Below are 17,708 nucleotides of genomic sequence, written 5' to 3'. Positions count from 1 at the left end.
CCCAGTGTAATTTCACAGCGGATATGAAGCAGTCCCTTTTCCATTTGATAATAAATCTTTGGAAACCAGACGATTTTTTCCCTTGATCTGCTTTGCAGGTCAGTAAAAAAACCGCTGTCTTGTACGGTATCAGCTTCATACCACTTGTTTTCCAGTATCATTCTTGCCAGCTTTTGACGGTGCAGGAGCTTCTTGAAACTGTCGTAACAGAAGCGGTAATATAGAAAAGCGACCAATGCACAAACACCAGTCGCTATCAGTATGGTTATGAAGTTATAAGGAGAAAGCGTCAAGCCGTTCTCTAACAAGCTGAAATGCTCCCAATCGGTACGCATGAGCTGTTTGATATTCAGTAGCAAAAGAACCGCCACGAATACAAACAGAAGCGTCCCTATGGAAAAGTGATAGACAAGGTGCTTGTCGCTGGCTCTGATACGGTGTCCTTTGTTCCAAATCTTTTGCATAAATCAATCACTCCTTTCTAGGTACGAAAAAAGCAGTCAATCCTAAGACTAACTGCTTTTTCATTACCATTCATTAAAAATCTTCTGAGTCCAACACTTTATATCCAGCCTCAATTAACGCTTGTGCAAATAGACCTTGACCTTTTATCAATTTCCCCGTAAAACTACCATCATAAATATTCTTGACTGCACAAGTTGGGCTTCTTGATTGCAGAATAACTAAATCTATTTCCATACTTCTTATTTCATTTAAAGCCAACTGTACCGCATGACGATATTCCTCATCAACAATATTTCCATTTATATCCATGACAATACCATTTACTATTTCCGCACTAGGACGTGGTGTAGGCATATTCGCTAATAATTCTGGACAAATTTCGATAACTTCTTTGTCTTTTAGAAACTCTACAACTTTCGGATTGAGATTATTCCCACCGTTATATTTGCAGTTTTTTCCCATGATACATGAACTAACTAATACTTTCATAGATAAGCACCTCACAATTTATCCTAATTATATCATTCAACGAATTACCTCACAATAAATATCTAATCTCTAATTTTATTTTTTCGGCTGTCCCTGTGTGTTATTATTCTGTGGATTGCCTACGTTCTGATTGCCTTTGTTCTTCAACACAATATCCTCTGCTTTTACATACCAGTCCACATCTGCACCACCAAACGTCTTTCTTGATACTGTATCGGCTACGGGATTGACAAGCTCCACAACTGCATTGTACGGAAATTCCCTTAACGGTACTTCTGGCGGTACAGACACGGGAATAATGCCACCATGCAGACTGCACTTCAAATCATAGATACGCTTTTTAAGCTGGGTACTCGGTGTCCCGTCCTCATTCTGTAAGAACACATCACGCACCGCTGTAAATTTTAATTCTCCAAATGTTTTCTCTTTGTCAATAACAAACCCGTTTGATAATCTCATAAATTCTTCACTCCTTTACTTCTCTTCAACTGCTACAATATCATCAGCAACTAACACATAATCGGTATGTCCCATATCCCCGATTGCGTAACCTCTGCCGTATAACTTCGGATTGACAAGTTTTACTTTCTGCTCATACTTGAAATGCTTTTCGCCAGCCTGCACAGGAATTTCCACGACAACATTTTCTCCTCTCTGCACATCTGAATAAAGGTTGTAGCTTCGTCTGGCTAAGACCCTGCGGTTGTTTTTATCCCTTTCAAAGATAGGCTCGCTTTCGCCTGCAAATTCAAGAGCCCCAAAAGACTGTGCCATATCTGGCACGACATATTTCATTTCCATATTGTTTTACCTCGTTTCTTTCTATTTTTAATAAGTTTTTTGATTGTGATTTCTTATTCTGGCGGTTCTGGAAGTACCAGCAATCCCCCAGATAGTAAAGGGTAAAATCAATGCTTACGCACCCTTGACTATCCGTGTTCTTGCAGGTTGTTGGCAGACAAGCCAGAATAAGCGGAAGTCTGCCGTTTGACCGCTTCGGCGGAGAGCGTGATTTTTCTTTCATCATACCGTTACTGCCTTATGATTTTTTCATTTTACGGCGTTTGTAAAGATATGTTCCAGCCAATCCACCAGCAGACGCAAGCAACATCACAACAAATGCCATTACATTTGTACTGTCGCCCGTTTTGGGACTGTCGCTAGGTCTGTTAGGCTTTTCTGGTGTCGGTGGAGTTTCGGGTTTCTCTGGTTCTTCTGGCTTTTCCTTAAAGGTAATCGTCTGTCCCTTATCCTCAATATCCTTATGCTCGGTAACTTTCTTTGGTTCGTCTGGATTGCTTAAATCGTACAATTCTTCAAAAGTTACAAGCTGTTTGCCGTCAAGAGAAGTAGCGTCAAACGTAAAAGTAACTTCCACTTTCATAGTTTCGTTGTCAGCAGTAAACGTATAATCACTTTCCACACGCTTTCCATTGATAAGAAGCTCTGCATTTTCTTCTTTCAACATCTGCCAGCCCACAAGTTTGTACTGTGTACCGATTTCTAAGCCCTCTAAGGTTACGGTATCAATGATTGTTACCTCTTTTCCAGCTTCAAGCTCTTTGTTGCCGTCCTTATCGGTAGCGGTAGTATGTATCTTGATGATACGCTCTGTGATAAGTACCGTCTGCCCGTCGTCCTCAATGTCTTTGTGTTCTGCAACTTTTACGGGTTCGTCTGGATTGCTTAAATCATACAATTCTTCAAAGGTAACAAGATTTTTACCGCCAAGTTCGGACGCATTGAATGTATAAGCAATTTCTACTTTCATAGCTTCATCATCAGCGATAAAGGTATAATCATTTTCTACACGCTTTCCGTCAATGATAAGCTCGGCGTTTTCTTCCTTTAACATCTGCCAGCCTTTCAACTGATACTTTGTGCCTTTTGTAAGTCCGTCCAATTTGACAGTATCAACGATTGTAACCTCTTTTCCTGCAAGGATAGTTTTTTCGCCGTCTTTGCTGGTCGCTGTGGTATGGATAGAGATTTCTTTTTCGTATTCATCAGTCAAAGTCCCTAAATCAACCACAAGGTTATTTCTTGATACCACGATTTCAAAAGGCGGGATAAGTTCAAAGCCTTTGTTACTATCAGAGCGTAATTCTTCAATGATGTAGGTATCATAAGGTAACGCACCCTTGCTGTCGTCTGGTTCAGAAGTTCCAAACCACACACCGTCCTCGCTGGTCTTTCCTGCGTTGGTATTATGCTTGTGAGAAGCCCAGTCAGCAAAAGTGGAGAACTGCCCGTTATCATCAGTTACCACAACATGATTTTCGCCCGTCGTCTTGCTTGTGATCCTAAAGGGAACATCAGCAAGACGCTTGTGTGTGCCTGCACCGATTTTTACACCCTCAATATCTCCACGCTTAATCTGATTATAGATAGAATGGGCTTTGTCGGTTAAGTCCACGATTTTTCCATTTTCTGTGATTGTAAAATCAATCGGTTTTGCACCGTCAGTTAAGTAACCGTCGGGAGCTTCACTCTCAACGATACGGAATTTTCCATAAGGTAAGAGGTTAGAAGAAGTAGAAGCGACACCCTCAATATCTGTACGAATTGTCTTTACCACTTCATTTTTCTTGTATAACTTGCCCTCAACCAAAACAGAATTATCATTTAAGGAAATGATGTCAAAAGCAGTATCTTTCAAGGTTGCACTTCCTTGTGGCTTCATATCGCCCGTTTCTAAATCTCGCTTCTGAATTTTCACACCGCCACGGATAACCTTGTCTGATACGGAAAACTGGTTACTTCCAGATAATACGGCAAGGTCGCCGTCCTCGGTAATCTGTGTTACATATAAGCCCTTAATCTGTTCGGACTTATCGCCAGCCTGCATATATGCACCGTCTAATAAGTAGCCGTTTGGAGCTTTTGTTTCCTCAACAGTAAGTGTTCCAAATGGAAGAACCGCCTTGCCGTCCTGCATATAGAAGCTGTCGCCAGATACCTTGTATGCGTCCGCTAATTTTGTGATGTAGTGGGTTGTCCCGTCGCTGTGTGTTTCAGCGATTGTCTTTGTAACCCATGTACGAGTGGCTTCGGCAGGGAGATTGTCTTTATTGTAGAAGCCAGCATAATACTTCCATGTAAATTCCGCACCTGCTAGAGAAGCGTTCCCTTGCGGATTGTCTTTCTGTGTTTCCATGTCAATCTTGAAAAGCTCAATCAAAGTGTCCGTTACTTTTGGCGTATCAGATACGTTCAAGGTCGCTGTTTCGCCAGCTTTGATTGTTAATGGATAGATTGTTTTATCCACTTTATAGCCTGCTGGTGCGGATAATTCCTTGATATAAACTGTGCCAGACTTTACCTCTGCAACATCTGTATTTCCGTTTTCATCAGTCGTAAGGGTGGCAAGCTGTTTTGTGCAGTCCTTATCAGCAAAGACACCGTAAGTTGCACCAGCGATTGAGTAATTCCCGTTACCGTCCGTAATGCTGGTATTACTGGAAACCTTTTGCAGTTTCGCATTTCCGACATTCAGTTTCGCCCAGAATTGTCCCAATTCCTGCCCCTCGCCAGAGTAGATATAACCGCCACATTCATAGCGTCCTCTATTCTCTTTGACAAAGGCTCTTGCACCAGAGAAAACTTCGTCCTGCGTAGCCTTTGGTATTTCATCATAAGAAGCTCGCACGTTATCACATTGCCAGCCAAGATATACGCTCAATCTCTGCCAAACTACACATTGTTCCAACAGATAGACTTGCTTGTAGTTCAATTCCTTGTGAGCTTCGCCATACTGTTTGACATACTCTAAGGATAACGCCACATCTGAAATCTGGTCGGCACTCATGCGTGAGCTTGCGTCAGCTCTGGTCTTGTAGCCGTTCTTAAAATCTGTATTGATGTCAATACAATAGGCAGTTTCGCCCTCAACTTTCATCATGCCCTCATTGAATGTAGAACTGATAGAACCGTCATTCATCACTTTTTCAATGATACCGACACGCTCTGCACTTTCCGTCCAGTATTGCTTACTTTCTGCATGGACGGGTGTAGTCGGTAAAGCAGTAACGACAGTTGCAAGAGCTAAGAAGCCCGTACACAATCGTTTTAACATCTTTTTCATAAATCCAATGCTCCTTTCATTTTGGGTAATAAAATAGCCGTCCAATAAGAACGGCTGGAAATAGAAAAGGAACGTCATTTTAGGCGTTCCATAGTCTATAAGTTATTCAATTTTTTATACTGATGTGTTACTCATCAAAATCTCAAATTAAGGTTATTTGACACCAATTTTGACACCAATTTTTTGTATATTGACGATTTTTGATGAAATGTGATAAATTCATAAAACCCGTGAAAAGCCTGTAAATAGGCACTTTACGGCACTCTATGAACTAAGACAAAAGCTACGCTGTAATAACAAGAGGTGAGTGCTAATTATTTTGTGAAGATTTTGTGAACACTACAAGCCATGCAAAATGGTAAAAATAACGCCCTGCAAGACCCAGCACCGTACAACTGCTGATACTACCGGAGCCGATGTTGTAAAAAATGCTTTGGATCAAGCCAATCATTTTGAAGGATCTGCTGAAGAAGCCCAAGTTGCCATGTTCCTGAAACAATTAGGAATCAAATATAGCAAACTCACCAAAGATGAATTTGTCATGGTCTTTCCGATGAATAGCTGGGCTGGCTTTTCATTGAAATTTCTTATGCTTTTTCGTTGACATTTAATACTGTTCAATGTATCATATAATCAAGAAATGGGTTTGTTACCGTACAGCTATTGCTCAAGCGGGGTGCTCGTTTCTTTTTTTATGTTCACCATGTCATACAGATATAAATTTCCGTCTGCAGCATGTCGTATCAACATTTCTATCCTGAATATATTAAACCGTTCAAGATCTCCAGTATCATTGTTATATACTGGAAGTGCAAACCTTGTCGTAAATCTATACCAGCCAAACTTTGCATCAACGTTATGCTTTCCTTTAAAGTTTTCCTGCCATCGTTTATTCGTAGCACATTGAAGAAGCATAGGAATTCATAGCAATCTCCTATGTATTCTTTTAAATACTGCTCAACTTCTTCCCAATTGATATTCCTCTTTCCTTTAAAACGAATATCACTGATTACAACAATTTTCTTTCCATCCAAATCAGCGCCACAATTAACGCCATTAGCGCCATTTTTAGTGTCATTGGCGTTAATTATGGCGTTATTGGTATCAACCTGACCTCGATAAATATTGATACGCAAATCAACTTTGCCAGACAAAATAACCGATGCAACGGAAAGCCTGTAAAACAGCCACTTTCGAGATACACAAGACAGGACAAAAATCGACTTCCATTATCAAGAGTGCGTGCAATTTTTTGAAATTTTTTCAGATGTAACTATCAAAGAAAAGTGTTATATTATAATTACTTAATATAAATTCCACTTTGATAATCCATAATGAGGAGGAAAATCTATGAAACAAGTTACATTAGGAAAAACAGGTATTACTGTTCCACAGAATGCGTTCGGCACTTTACCAATCCAGCGCGTCTGTCAGGACTATGCTGTGAAATTGCTGCGCAGAGCCTATGAGGGTGGCATGCGTTTCTTCGACACGGCAAGAGCCTACAGCGACAGTGAGATCAAGGTTGGGGAAGCCTTTGATGGTATGCGAGCCAAGGTATACATTGCCACTAAAACAGCCGCCAAGACACCGGACGATTTCTGGAAAGAGCTGGAAACTTCCTTAAAAAATCTCCGTACAGACTATATTGACATTTATCAGCTCCATTGTGTGCCACAGTGTTACCGTCCAGGAGATGGCACTGGAATGTATGAATGCCTGCAAAAAGCAAAAGAAGAAGGTACGATCCGCCATATCGGAATCACTGCACATAAGCTGGGTGTAGCAGAAGAAATCGTCGAAAGCGGTCTGTACGAGACTTTGCAGTATCCGTTCAGTTATCTTTCTTCTAAAAGGGAAATCGCACTGGTGAACGCCTGTAAAGAAAAAAATATGGGATTTATCGCTATGAAGGGACTTGCCGGCGGTCTGATCAACCGCTCCGAAGTAGCCATGGCTTATATGACGCAATACGATAATGCGCTTCCAATCTGGGGAATCCAGAAAGAGGACGAACTGGAAGAATGGCTCAGCTACATGGAGCAGACGCCATCCATGACACCGGATCTGGCCGCTTACATTGAAAAAGAGCAGAAAGTATTGACCGGAGAATTCTGCCGCGGCTGTGGATATTGTATGCCATGTCCTGCCGGTATCCAGATCAACAATTGCGCCAGAATGTCTTTGATGCTCCGCCGTGCGCCATCCGAAGCCTGGCTGACACCTGAAATGCAGGAAGAGATGCGCAAAATTGAAAACTGTCTGAACTGCGGGCAGTGCAGGAAGAAATGTCCGTATGAATTAAACACACCGGAGCTTCTGAAAAAGAATTATGAAGATTACAAAAAAGTACTTGCCGGAGAAGTAAAAGTACAGTAACCAGCCTCTCCACGCACAAAATCAACAAGTCGTGGTTCTCCCACCAAAACAGGACTGGTCACACTTAGAATGATGTGATCAGTCATTTTTCCTTCATCCGCTCCATATATTCTTCCGGTTCTTCAAATGAACTGTCTTCTCCGGTACAGATCACTCTCAAGTCATCTAGGAGCGCCCTCGCTTCCATCATCCCGCTTTTCTCCAGTTCATTCATAAGCTCTCTGCTTTTTCTGACTACAGCTTCCGATATTCCATCCCACTTCTCGTGGAATCTCCGGTATCTGTAATACAGTTCTTTTTCCTTCATATATTGTCTGAGCATCTGTGCCGCACGCTCCGGACAGCCGTGTACATCCAGATATGCAATCACATTTTTCAAATCCACTGCGTCTTCCAGTGCATCATGACTGACAGAAGAGCCAAGTCCGCATAACAGCTTCAGATTCGCAATGCCTATGCTGTGCATATTCAGCTTTCTGGAATAGATTCCCTCGATATCGCGCATCTGTTCAAGCATCTGACTCACTGTCTTGCGGATGTGTTTGGAAATGCCTGTCCGGTAATATTTTAAATCCTGGCTAATCACCTGCTGATCCGGTCCCCATACGCAGATTATTCTGACATTACGTGCGCGCAGTTTTCTTGCCACTTCTTTCATAACCTGTTCATAAGGTGGTGCCTGCAGGAGCTCCTCTTCCGTGATCCCGGTAAGCTCACGGAATTTATCATGCAGCGGTTCATCATTATAAATATAAGAATGGAACCTCTCTACTTCCTCAAAATTCTCCCGACAGATCACCATACCAAGCGATACCAGTTTTGCCGGTGGACCGCCTTTCTTCTGTGACGTCACATATTCGGAATCCAGAAAAGCAATCCTTCCTTCTTCCAGAAAATCTGCAGCTTTAAAAACTGCTTTTGATTTTTTTCTTTTGATTGTATATTTCTTTCTTGTCTTTCCCAAAGAGCCACCTCTTGTTCATCAACTTATTTTTCGCTCCGGCACTTTTTATGCGTCAAAATCTGCCTCGAACGTACCTTCCGGTGTTTTCATTGTTAAGATTCCGAGATTAAAATCTTCATCCTGAATTGTAATATGATATTCAAAAATTACATCATCCTCAATTTTGGATAATAAAATATACTCTCCGTTTTCTTTTCCTTCAATCTGGTCACAGATATCATCATATACATCTGCTCCGGAAATCTTTCTCGGGTATCCTGCTTCTTTTATCTTTTTTTCAATTACTTCGAATAATTCATTCATCTGTCTGCCTCACTCTCTGATATCATCTGTTTATTAAACTCTTACACCATTTCATTATAATGTGCATAAATGCCATTTTTTTTCAAAAGTTCTTCATGCGTACCGCGTTCTTCAATTCCACTCTCTGCTACAACAAGTATCTCGTCCGCATTCCGTATCGTAGATAACCGATGTGCGATCGTAATGGTTGTGCGGTTTTTCGCCAGCTCTTCCAGGCTCTTCTGGATATGACGTTCACTTTCATTGTCCAATGCACTGGTTGCTTCATCCAGAATCAAGATTGATGGATTCTTCAAAAATACGCGGGCGATCGATATTCTCTGCTTTTGTCCACCGGACAGTCTTGTTCCACGTTCTCCTACAAATGTATCATAATCATCCGGTAATCCCATAATAAAATCATGAATATTCGCCTTTTTTGCTGCACTTTCAATCTCTTTCTGCGAAGCTCCCGGTTTTCCATATGCAATATTTTCCCGGATTGTTCCACAGAATAGATAGACATCCTGCTGCACCAACCCGATCGTCTCACGAAGACTCTTGAGTGTAAGATTTCTGATATCTTTTCCGTCAATCGTTATTTTTCCACCTGTCACATCATAAAATCTCGGAAGTAAAGAACAGATGGTTGTCTTTCCACTTCCGGAAGGTCCGACAAGTGCAATTGATTTTCCTGCCGGAATTTCAAATGACACATGGGAAAGTACCGATGTATCATCATCGCTGTAATGGAAAGAAACATCCTCATAGCAGACATGCCCTGTTACATCTGTAAGTTCTTCTGCTCCCGGCGCATCTACAATTTCCGGCTCTGTATCAATAACATCCAGGAAACGATGAAAACCGGATAAGCCTTTCTGCATCATTTCTGTCAGTTCTACAAGAATCTGGATCGGACTGATGAAGATTCCGATATATAATGCATACATGGCAAGATCAGCAGCTTCCATCTGTCCATGTGCGATCAGCCATCCACCAAACACAAGCGTCACCAGATACATCAATCCCTGGAAAAAGAGATTTCCACTCATAAAACTTCCCATACAGTGATAATTGGCATCTTTGGATTTTAAAAATCCTTCATTGCTTTTCTTGAATTTTTCACATTCAACTGTCTCATTTGCAAAAGACTGCACAACCCGGATTCCCGCAAGTGTATCCTGAAGACTCGCATTCACATCTCCAATCTTTCTCCGGTTATCCATAAAAGTTTCCTGCATTTTACGATTTTGTCCATAAGAAAAAAACAGCATAAATACAACCAGCACCAGCAATGGAATCGCCAGTCTCCAGTTGATCAGGAATAAAAATACAAACGAACCGATGATCTTAATCAGTGAGATAAATAAATTTTCCGGTCCATGATGTGCAAACTCAGATATATCAAACAAATCTGAAACTAATTTGCTCATCATCTGTCCGGAATTGTTCTGATCATAATAAGAAAACGATAATTTTTCATAATGTTCAAATAATTGCTGGCGCATGTCGCGTTCCATTCTCGCTCCCATCATATGTCCCTGATAGCTGACATAATATTTACAGCCCATCTGCACAAGATATACAATCAGCAAAACAATTCCGACCGGTAATAGCGCATGCAGTATTTTCTCTGGTGTTTCGGTAAATAATGTCTTCGTCATTGTACGAAGGATCTGCGGAAATGCCAGATCCACAAGACTTATAACCGCCGCGCATACAAGATCAAGGAAAAATACACCTTTATACGGCGCATAATATTGAATAAATTTCTTTATTGTATACATAAAAATGCCCTCTTTCTATCATGATTCAATATGCCTGATTCATTTTCGGCACTTTTCCTATTATAAATGATTTTCTTTCGTACTTCCACCCTTTTATAACCATTCTCTATGTTACATAACTGTTCTTTCACACATTTTTTCAATAAACTTCTTTTCTTATTGATACTTGTTTCACAAACACTTTAAGTATATACTATAGCATATACTATTCTATATATTATCTGAGGAGGTATCGCTATGATTTCTTTAGAACATTTTGATGAAATTGACATGCATGTCGGCACAGTTACTGCCGTGTCCCTGAACAAAAGAGCGCGAAAGCCAGCTTATAAAATCACTGTAGACCTCGGTGATGAACTCGGTATTAAAAACAGTTCGGCACAGCTTACAAATTATGAACCGGAAGAACTGATTGGAAAACAGGTTGTCTGTATATGTAATTTTGAACCGATCCGGATCGGTGATGTAAAAAGTGAAATCCGTATTCTCGGAAGTGATACCGACAAAGGATGCATTATATTGACATCCGTCTCACCGGTGAAGAATGGAAGTAAGATTTATTAAATCTGCTAATTTGCAGTTGCTAATTGTTCCGTATAAAAAGAGATTACCTGATGCAGGGTGTGTCACCTCAACAGGTAGTCTCTTTCTGTTATAGCTTCAAAAATCAGGTTTTCTGATTTGTCATGTATTCATGTTATTCCTGTGCATCCAGTAATTTTCTCATACTCTGATTTGCAAAGCAAATATCTTCTTTCCAACTGTCCTGCCCTACATCCCAGAGTTCCGTTACATAACGGCGCACGCCCAGTTTCCATGCCGTTTTAATGACTCTCTCAAATTCCACGTGTCCGGTCAGGAATGGAACTTCGCGGAAAATTCCCGGTTTTGTTTCTTTCAAATGCAGTGCGATCAGTCTTCCTTCACCAAGCAACAGATCTTCACACACATCTTGCTTATATAAAACCGCTGCATTCGTAATATTACCAGCATCCGGATAGATTTTCAGATACGGAGAATTGACACGGTCTACATAATGAACAGCCTTTCCGACTGTATTCATAAATTCATTTTCCATTGTCTCAAATCCAAGAAGCACGCCTTCTCTCTCTGCCACTTCTGCCATAATATGGATATTTTCAAGGAAATACCGTTTCGTCTCTACTGTAGATTCTCCAAAATAAATATCATATCCCGGAATCATCACTGTACGTATGCCAATTGCTGCTGCAAATTCAATTGATTTAACTGCAATCTCCATGCCACGGTTACGGATCTCCGGATCCGGATCTCCTACTGCGTATTTTGTCAATGCACTGACACTCATAGACTGGATTGGGACTCCCGTCTCAAACATCGCATCTACGATTTCTTTACGCTCCTGTTCACTCATATACACACGGCTGATACGCTTCTCTGAAGCATCAATGCTGATCTCCATGTAATCATATCCACAGTCTTTTGTACATTCAAGCATTTCCTTCCAGGAAAGTGTACTTCTCATTGCTTTTTCATACAAGCCTATCTTATACTTCTTCACACTGCCACCTCTCTCATTTTCTTTGTTACATCTGTTGTCGTTCCTGTAAATAGTCTGCTTTTATTATCCCACATTTTTTTCAGATACGCAATCTTCACAGCATCTTTTATTCTCGGAGCATCCGTCTGATCCACAAGCATACCCCCGTTAAAACCAAAATTAGAGCCTTGTCCGATATAAGTTTCCGGATAGGCTCCATTTTCTTCAAAAACAGATACTATGATTTCTTTGCGTATCCAAGTAATTCGTTCTCATAGTCTCCGCGTTCCTTTTTCTTCTGAACATATGTATCCCATACACCAGCTTCGTCTTCAATACCAACTGTCGCAGGATCAAATAAAGGATCTAATCCAAGCTTAATCTGTGTCTCATAATCCTTTACAATCTTCAGTACTTTCGGTGTAAGAAGCAGAACACTGAATGTATTTACCCATAACATACAGCCGACTCCGATATCACCCATTGGCCAGATGGTATCTCCGTCGATCAAGATTCCAAACAGGCAGAAAATTAAAAATAAAATTCTGACTACAGTTACAATCATCCTGTTCTCTCCAAAGAGATATTTGCATGTTGATTCTAACTGATAAGAATAAGACAACATGGTTGTAAAAATAAAGATAAACAACATCACTGCAAGCAGCATTGCTCCTGCTTTTCCAATTGTATCGGACATCGCTTCCTGCATGAATGCGATTCCGTACTGTACTCCCGGCGCGTGTTCAATCAGAAGTGCTGCGCTCTTACCACCGTCTGCTGAGACATTATAAGTTCCTGCCATCAATACGGAAATTCCGGTACAGGTACATACAAGCAATGTGTCAATATATACAGATAATCCCTGCACAAGTCCCTGCTTTACAGGATGTGAGGTGTCTGTTGTAGCTGATATTAACGGGCTCATACCATTACCTGCATCATTGGAGAAGAATCCACGTTTAATTCCCCATGCAACTGCGGAACCTACGATTCCGCCAAATACAGCATCCTTACCAAATGCACTTGTAAAAATAGATCCAAATACACTCGGTACTTTCTGGATGTTCATTACGATGATCAGAATCGTGATCAGGAAATAAATACCGCACATGATCGGTGCCAGAAATTCTGCAACCTGTCCGATTCGTTTGATACCGCCCATGATGACGATACCGACGATCACTGTCATTGCAAGTCCGACTACAATAAACGGAAGTCCAAACGCTCCGTTTACTGCTGTAGCTGCTGTCTGTGTCTGCATCGCCGGAAGTAAAAATCCCGGTCCGATAAATACCGCAATACAAAACAGTACAGCAAGTACCTTTCCGAAATATTTATTCTTCATTCCTCTGGACATGTAGAATGCCGGACCTCCGGTCAGCTCTCCCAGATTTCTTGTCTTATAAGCCTGTCCGAGCATACACTCTACCATTCCGGTAGATGCTCCTAAGATCGCTGTGATCCACATCCAGAACAATGCTCCCGGACCACCCATGAAGATCGCTGTCGCTGTTCCGGCAATATTACCGGTTCCGACACGTCCTCCGACCGTCGTCGCAAATGCCTGAAATGGTGACAGACCTGTATCTTTGTCATTGTGGCCTTCTTCGAGCAGGCAGTGAACCATATCTTTTAATCGTCTCACCTGCATGCCGCGAAGTCTTACTGTGAACCAAAGTGCAGCAACCATCAGGAACACACACATAACCGGTGCCCATATGATGTCGTTGACCATGTTCATAACTTTTACAAATACTTCCATTTTCCCTTTTCCCTTTTCCCTTAAATATTTTGCCAATGCATTTATGTTACCATAAGACATCCTGCGTTTCAAATATTTTTCGGCATAATCCCACATAAAAAAGAAGAAGTTCTCACACATGATATGGTAGAACTTCTTTGTTAATTTTCTATCTATCGTATAAATACTCTTTTCGCGATCACTACAACGAGAAACCACAGTACTTCTAACAGTACGATTGTTCCTCCCGGTTTCACTCCCACATAGTAAGATAAAAATAATCCTGTAATTGTCGTGACCACTGCAACGATCACTCCACACACCAGCGTCATGCGGTAACTCTTTGCCATCTGCATCCCACAGGCAACCGGAACTACCAGCATGGAGGACACGATCAGTGTTCCGACCGTTCTGGATGCTGCCGATACCGTTAGCGCTGTCAGAATCGTGAAAATAAAGTTCACTTGTCTGACCGGAACGCCGGAGATTCTTGCCGCATTTTCGTCAAATCCAATATAGAAAAGTTCTCTAGAAAAGATGCCAAGCACAAGCAGGACAGCCACACTGATGATACATACTGCGAGCATTTCTCCCCTGCTGATCGACACAATACTTCCAAATAAAAAGCTGTTAAAGTTCGCACTGTCTTCCACAAAACCGGAAAGCACACCTGCCAGCCCGATTCCCGCCGACATAATGATCGCAATTGCCATCTCCGAATAACGCGGTATTTTTTTTCGAATAGCTTCAATTCCAAATGCCGCAACAATGCAAAGCGCCCCCGCACCAAGTACCGGATTGATTCCAAGTAAAAGTCCAAGTGCTACACCTGCCAGTGACGAATGTGACAGTGCATCACCCACCATGGACAGTCGCTTTAATACAATCGTAATTCCGATACACGGCGTGATCACTGCAAGAAGAAGCCCTACTACAAAAGCTCGCTGCATAAATCCATACTGTAAAATCTCCATTACTCTGTAATGCCTCCTTCATCTGCTTTAAAATGTCTGTTTACGCCACAGAATAATTTTGTATTTCCATGTGTTACCATCAAAATCGTAAGTCCTTCTTCGTTCTTTTTCTGTAACACTTTCGCAAGTGCTTCCAGTGAAACAGAGTCTACGCCGACGGTTGGCTCATCCAGTATGAGAAGTCCCGGATCTGCTGCCAGAACTCTTGCCAGCATGACGCGCTGCTGCTGTCCACCGGAAAGCTCACCGATTCTTCGTTTCAGGAAACTTTCCATTCCAAGTTCTGTCAGCGCCACTGTGATCTTTTGTCTGCACGCTTTTCTGCTCAGCCGCTTCTTGAAAGGGCGGTAAAGACCTGTCATCATCACTTCCTCTACGGTTGCCGGGAAGTCTTTGTTTCCACTGATACTGTTCTGTGGCACATAACCAATCTTAAGTTCTTTAAAATCCGCTTTCCCAATTTTTTTTCCAAAAATCTCCACAGTTCCCTGATCCGGTTCCAATTCTCCTAAAAGGAGCTTTAAGAACGTACTTTTTCCACTTCCGTTTTCTCCGGTCAGGATTGCATAATCACCACTGTTCAGACATATATTTACATTTTCCAATATAGGTACATCCCCGGTATAATGAAAAGAAACATCCTTCATCTGTATAACTTCCATTTTGCCACCTGCTTTCTGCATGTTTACTCTCACTGTCTTTTCCCAAAACGCTTTCTTATTTTTCTTAATTATCGAGAGCTTTCTTAAGTGTCCTGAGATTCTCTTCCATCACAGAAAAATAATCTGCACCCGCTTTCTGATCTTCATCGCTCATTCCTTCGAGTGTATCCAACACTGCCGTCTTTGCACCGATTTCTTTTGCGATCGTCTCTGCCACTTTCGGGCTTACCAGTTCCTCAAAGAAAATCGTACCTACATCATGTTTCTTAGCAAACTGGATGATTTCTTTCATTCTTGCAGCATCCGGCTCCGAATCTGACTGAATCCCTTCAATACCAATCTGCTTCAGATCATAAGCGCGGCACAGATATCCAAATGCTTCATGCGCCGTGATCACTTCTTTTCTCTTAATCTGACCGAGTGTTCTTTTATACCGCTCATCCAGTTTTTCACATTTTTCGGCACTTTTTTTGTAATTTTCCTCATAAACAGTTCTGTGTTTCGGATCTGCTTTTATCAGTGCATCTTTGATATTTTCCATTTCCTTTTTTGCATTGAGCGGTGCAAGCCAGACATGCGGATCACTGCCTGTAAGCTTAACTCCCTTACTTGCTTCTGCGACAACAAGCTCTTTGTTATCCAATGTATTTAAAATTGTATCCGTCCAGTGTTCCATCTCTGCGCCGTTATATACAAACACATCTGCATCTTCCAGACTGGCTACATCTCTTGCGCCCGGTTCCCATTCATGTGGTTCTGTTCCTGCCGGAACAAGGTTCTTCACTTCCACCTGATCTCCACCTATTTTTTTTGCAAGATCATACATCATATAAAAACTCGCCACAACCTGTACTTTTCCATTTGCTTTTTTACGCTCCATGCTGCTTTCCTTTCCACATCCGGTTACAAGCATGGAAATTGCCAATAAAAAAAGCACCACTGTGCTGAATCGATAACGGAATATCTTCTTCATCCTAATCATCCTCCAAAAATGCAACTCATTTGCATTTAACACAATAATGCTTTTTCAGTTATTTGTCAATATCTTCTTCGATATTTGCAACTCATTTGCTTATTTATCTTCCATTTTTTTCTCACAGTCACCGCAGATCCCATGCAGCAGATCTCCTTCACACAACAGACGGAACTTATGATCTTCTTTTAGATGGTTGCGGAACTCATCCATAAACCCACAGTCCAGATGCAGGATTCTTCCGCATTTGACACATTTCAGATGCAAATGCTGTACACAATGCCCCATCTCTCCGGAATACTGATAAACTGCTCTTTCTGATCCGGCATCCGCATACTTGATGATTACATGTTCTGCCAGAAGTTTATCCAGATAACGGTAAATCGTTGTCGTATTCGCCTTTATCTCTTTTTCTTCCAGATGCTTCTTAATATCGGAAGCACTGACCGTTACTGACCAGTTCTGTTTCAGATATTCCAGAATCTCCGTTCTCGTTTTTGTTATATATGTTTTTCGCTCTGCCATTGCTTTCGCCTCTTTGTTATTTATTTTTCTTTGCTGCTTTTCTTGCTTTTTTCAGTGCTTTCGTCGCAAGCCATTCTGAACGTCTGAACTCTTTTAATCGTCCAAATTGCTCCTTATGAAGTCTTGGCTGCATCTTCGGGAATGCACGCAGCATACGTGTTGTCATTCTAGGACTGCGTTTCTGCAATTCCAGGTACATACCACGAAGCTCCTCTTTTCTCGCTTCTGTCTGTTCTTTTATGCGCTCCTGGCGTTCCATGCCTTCCATGACACTTTTGTAAATGTCGCTGCCGATCTGATCAGAGATCCGGTGGAACTCTGCGGCAATCTCCTCCATTTTCTCCAGACGTTTATTAAATTTCAGGATTGCAGCTACCGTTACGGAAATATCAACAAAAATACTGATACCAAATGCAACGTCCTCACCGATTGTCAGCCACTTCGGTACAAGCAGTACCAGTTTACAGATCAGCGGATGGACAATCTTTACAACAAATACACACGCTGCACCCCACGCCGCCGAAAAAGGAATACACACATAGCCATTCAGATTAAATGGAACTTCCGAGTAATCCCACCATTTGTGATGAAATAATTTGTCCAGCGCAAATCCGGTCAGCCACTCCAGTGTCGTTGTAAGCACAATCGACAGTAAATATAATAATCCAAGTTGATGCGCGTACGGATCTAAAAGCTGTACAACGATCACAACACCGACTCCATAGATTGGACAGATCGGACCGTTCAAAAACCCACGGTTTACGAATTTCCGTTCCTTGACTGCGGCATAGGCAACCTCTGTACACCAGCCGAGAAAGCCGTAAATAAAAAAGTATAAAATAATATTCTGTATTTCCATATTCA

19 protein-coding genes and 1 pseudogene are annotated in these 17,708 nt (G+C 41.6%); 3 read left to right on the top strand and 17 right to left on the bottom strand.

Annotation, left to right across the window (positions count from 1 at the left end; genetic code table 11):
- The 5 genes and pseudogenes from DXC04_RS15930 to DXC04_RS13775 all read right to left on the bottom strand — a co-directional run.
- Window positions 1-464: pseudogene (locus DXC04_RS15930) on the bottom strand (ATP-binding protein); the annotation flags it as partial.
- 73 nt (window positions 465-537) lie between these two features.
- Window positions 538-954: a DUF523 domain-containing protein gene (locus tag DXC04_RS13795; RefSeq protein WP_002322983.1), complete on the bottom strand. Its 417-nt coding sequence runs from the start codon at window positions 952-954 to the stop codon at window positions 538-540.
- 75 nt (window positions 955-1,029) lie between these two features.
- Complete coding sequence (locus tag DXC04_RS13790; protein WP_009243528.1) at window positions 1,030-1,413, bottom strand: YdcP family protein; 384 nt, start codon at window positions 1,411-1,413, stop codon at window positions 1,030-1,032.
- Between the two features lie 15 nt (window positions 1,414-1,428).
- Window positions 1,429-1,755, bottom strand: coding sequence for a YdcP family protein (locus DXC04_RS13785; RefSeq protein ID WP_009243529.1), 327 nt, complete (start codon window positions 1,753-1,755; stop codon window positions 1,429-1,431).
- A 238-nt stretch (window positions 1,756-1,993) separates the two neighbouring features.
- Window positions 1,994-5,038: an SrtB-anchored collagen-binding adhesin gene (locus DXC04_RS13775; protein WP_009243530.1), complete on the bottom strand. Its 3,045-nt coding sequence runs from the start codon at window positions 5,036-5,038 to the stop codon at window positions 1,994-1,996.
- 355 nt (window positions 5,039-5,393) lie between these two features.
- On the opposite strand from DXC04_RS13775, the gene DXC04_RS13770 reads away from it, so the two are divergent.
- Window positions 5,394-5,642, top strand: a complete 249-nt coding sequence (locus DXC04_RS13770) for a hypothetical protein (RefSeq protein WP_118520114.1) — start codon at window positions 5,394-5,396, stop codon at window positions 5,640-5,642.
- A gap of 148 nt (window positions 5,643-5,790) precedes the next feature.
- Here the strand turns inward: DXC04_RS13770 and DXC04_RS13765 are convergent, their stop codons facing one another.
- Complete coding sequence (locus DXC04_RS13765) at window positions 5,791-6,174, bottom strand: hypothetical protein (RefSeq protein WP_330422632.1); 384 nt, start codon at window positions 6,172-6,174, stop codon at window positions 5,791-5,793.
- A 214-nt stretch (window positions 6,175-6,388) separates the two neighbouring features.
- On the opposite strand from DXC04_RS13765, the gene DXC04_RS13760 reads away from it, so the two are divergent.
- A complete protein-coding gene (locus DXC04_RS13760; RefSeq protein WP_118520116.1) occupies window positions 6,389-7,417 on the top strand; it encodes an aldo/keto reductase in 1,029 nt (342 codons plus the stop codon).
- An 82-nt stretch (window positions 7,418-7,499) separates the two neighbouring features.
- Here DXC04_RS13760 and DXC04_RS13755 read toward each other — a convergent pair whose 3' ends face one another.
- Genes DXC04_RS13755 through DXC04_RS13745 form a run of 3 tightly spaced genes read right to left on the bottom strand, consistent with a single transcriptional unit; the run spans window position 7,500 to window position 10,450 of the window.
- The gene (locus DXC04_RS13755) at window positions 7,500-8,381 is read right to left on the bottom strand and encodes an exonuclease domain-containing protein (protein ID WP_118520118.1); all 882 of its coding nucleotides are present in this window, start codon (window positions 8,379-8,381) and stop codon (window positions 7,500-7,502) included.
- Window positions 8,382-8,426: 45 nt separating this feature from the next.
- The gene (locus DXC04_RS13750) at window positions 8,427-8,684 is read right to left on the bottom strand and encodes a hypothetical protein (protein ID WP_021861417.1); all 258 of its coding nucleotides are present in this window, start codon (window positions 8,682-8,684) and stop codon (window positions 8,427-8,429) included.
- Window positions 8,685-8,725: 41 nt separating this feature from the next.
- A complete protein-coding gene (locus DXC04_RS13745; protein WP_021861418.1) occupies window positions 8,726-10,450 on the bottom strand; it encodes an ABC transporter ATP-binding protein in 1,725 nt (574 codons plus the stop codon).
- Window positions 10,451-10,687: 237 nt separating this feature from the next.
- Here DXC04_RS13745 and DXC04_RS13740 point away from each other — a divergent pair, with 237 nt between their 5' ends.
- Entirely contained in the window at window positions 10,688-11,014 is a 327-nt protein-coding gene (locus DXC04_RS13740; protein ID WP_118520120.1) for a tRNA-binding protein, read from the top strand.
- A gap of 133 nt (window positions 11,015-11,147) precedes the next feature.
- On the opposite strand, the gene DXC04_RS13735 is transcribed toward DXC04_RS13740, so the two are convergent.
- The 8 genes from DXC04_RS13735 to DXC04_RS13705 all read right to left on the bottom strand — a co-directional run bounded on the left by DXC04_RS13735 (window position 11,148) and on the right by DXC04_RS13705 (window position 17,703).
- Window positions 11,148-11,990 (bottom strand): L-ribulose-5-phosphate 3-epimerase, encoded by an 843-nt coding sequence (locus DXC04_RS13735; RefSeq protein ID WP_118520122.1) that lies wholly within the window; start codon window positions 11,988-11,990, stop codon window positions 11,148-11,150.
- Complete coding sequence (locus DXC04_RS15625) at window positions 11,987-12,124, bottom strand: hypothetical protein (protein ID WP_158575503.1); 138 nt, start codon at window positions 12,122-12,124, stop codon at window positions 11,987-11,989. Before DXC04_RS15625 ends, DXC04_RS13735 begins: the two co-directional genes overlap by 4 nt.
- 83 nt (window positions 12,125-12,207) lie before the next feature.
- Window positions 12,208-13,731: an alanine/glycine:cation symporter family protein gene (locus DXC04_RS13730; protein ID WP_158575504.1), complete on the bottom strand. Its 1,524-nt coding sequence runs from the start codon at window positions 13,729-13,731 to the stop codon at window positions 12,208-12,210.
- A 152-nt stretch (window positions 13,732-13,883) separates the two neighbouring features.
- A complete protein-coding gene (locus tag DXC04_RS13725) occupies window positions 13,884-14,684 on the bottom strand; it encodes a metal ABC transporter permease (protein WP_021861422.1) in 801 nt (266 codons plus the stop codon).
- On the bottom strand, window positions 14,684-15,379 hold the full coding sequence (locus DXC04_RS13720; protein ID WP_243112159.1) for a metal ABC transporter ATP-binding protein: 696 nt from the start codon (window positions 15,377-15,379) through the stop codon (window positions 14,684-14,686). The genes DXC04_RS13725 and DXC04_RS13720 overlap by 1 nt, the downstream gene beginning before the upstream one ends.
- Window positions 15,380-15,410: 31 nt before the next feature.
- A complete protein-coding gene (locus DXC04_RS13715) occupies window positions 15,411-16,328 on the bottom strand; it encodes a metal ABC transporter substrate-binding protein (RefSeq protein ID WP_442873167.1) in 918 nt (305 codons plus the stop codon).
- A gap of 90 nt (window positions 16,329-16,418) precedes the next feature.
- Window positions 16,419-16,844: a Fur family transcriptional regulator gene (locus tag DXC04_RS13710; RefSeq protein WP_021861425.1), complete on the bottom strand. Its 426-nt coding sequence runs from the start codon at window positions 16,842-16,844 to the stop codon at window positions 16,419-16,421.
- A gap of 16 nt (window positions 16,845-16,860) precedes the next feature.
- Window positions 16,861-17,703: a putative ABC transporter permease gene (locus tag DXC04_RS13705; protein ID WP_117537427.1), complete on the bottom strand. Its 843-nt coding sequence runs from the start codon at window positions 17,701-17,703 to the stop codon at window positions 16,861-16,863.
- Window positions 17,704-17,708: the final 5 nt, after the last annotated feature.

This window comes from Dorea sp. OM07-5 (genome assembly GCF_003481355.1).
Classification (GTDB): Bacteria; Bacillota; Clostridia; order Lachnospirales; family Lachnospiraceae; genus Dorea_D; species Dorea_D hominis.
This window is presented reverse-complemented; position numbering and strand designations above follow the sequence as displayed.

Bases quoted from the DNA above. Each gene is read 5' to 3' on its own strand.
- DXC04_RS13740 (WP_118520120.1), top strand. From the start codon at position 10,688: ATGATTTCTTTAGAACATTTTGATGAAATTGACATGCATGTCGGCACA.
- DXC04_RS13710 (WP_021861425.1), bottom strand. From the start codon at position 16,844: ATGGCAGAGCGAAAAACATATATAACAAAAACGAGAACGGAGATTCTG.
- DXC04_RS13775 (WP_009243530.1), bottom strand. From the start codon at position 5,038: ATGAAAAAGATGTTAAAACGATTGTGTACGGGCTTCTTAGCTCTTGCA.
- DXC04_RS13750 (WP_021861417.1), bottom strand. From the start codon at position 8,684: ATGAATGAATTATTCGAAGTAATTGAAAAAAAGATAAAAGAAGCAGGA.
- DXC04_RS13745 (WP_021861418.1), bottom strand. From the start codon at position 10,450: ATGTATACAATAAAGAAATTTATTCAATATTATGCGCCGTATAAAGGT.
- DXC04_RS13790 (WP_009243528.1), bottom strand. From the start codon at position 1,413: ATGAGATTATCAAACGGGTTTGTTATTGACAAAGAGAAAACATTTGGA.
- DXC04_RS13795 (WP_002322983.1), bottom strand. From the start codon at position 954: ATGAAAGTATTAGTTAGTTCATGTATCATGGGAAAAAACTGCAAATAT.
- DXC04_RS13760 (WP_118520116.1), top strand. From the start codon at position 6,389: ATGAAACAAGTTACATTAGGAAAAACAGGTATTACTGTTCCACAGAAT.
- DXC04_RS13715 (WP_442873167.1), bottom strand. From the start codon at position 16,328: ATGATTAGGATGAAGAAGATATTCCGTTATCGATTCAGCACAGTGGTG.
- DXC04_RS13785 (WP_009243529.1), bottom strand. From the start codon at position 1,755: ATGGAAATGAAATATGTCGTGCCAGATATGGCACAGTCTTTTGGGGCT.
- DXC04_RS13730 (WP_158575504.1), bottom strand. From the start codon at position 13,731: ATGGAAGTATTTGTAAAAGTTATGAACATGGTCAACGACATCATATGG.
- DXC04_RS13770 (WP_118520114.1), top strand. From the start codon at position 5,394: ATGGTAAAAATAACGCCCTGCAAGACCCAGCACCGTACAACTGCTGAT.
- DXC04_RS13705 (WP_117537427.1), bottom strand. From the start codon at position 17,703: ATGGAAATACAGAATATTATTTTATACTTTTTTATTTACGGCTTTCTC.
- DXC04_RS13725 (WP_021861422.1), bottom strand. From the start codon at position 14,684: ATGGAGATTTTACAGTATGGATTTATGCAGCGAGCTTTTGTAGTAGGG.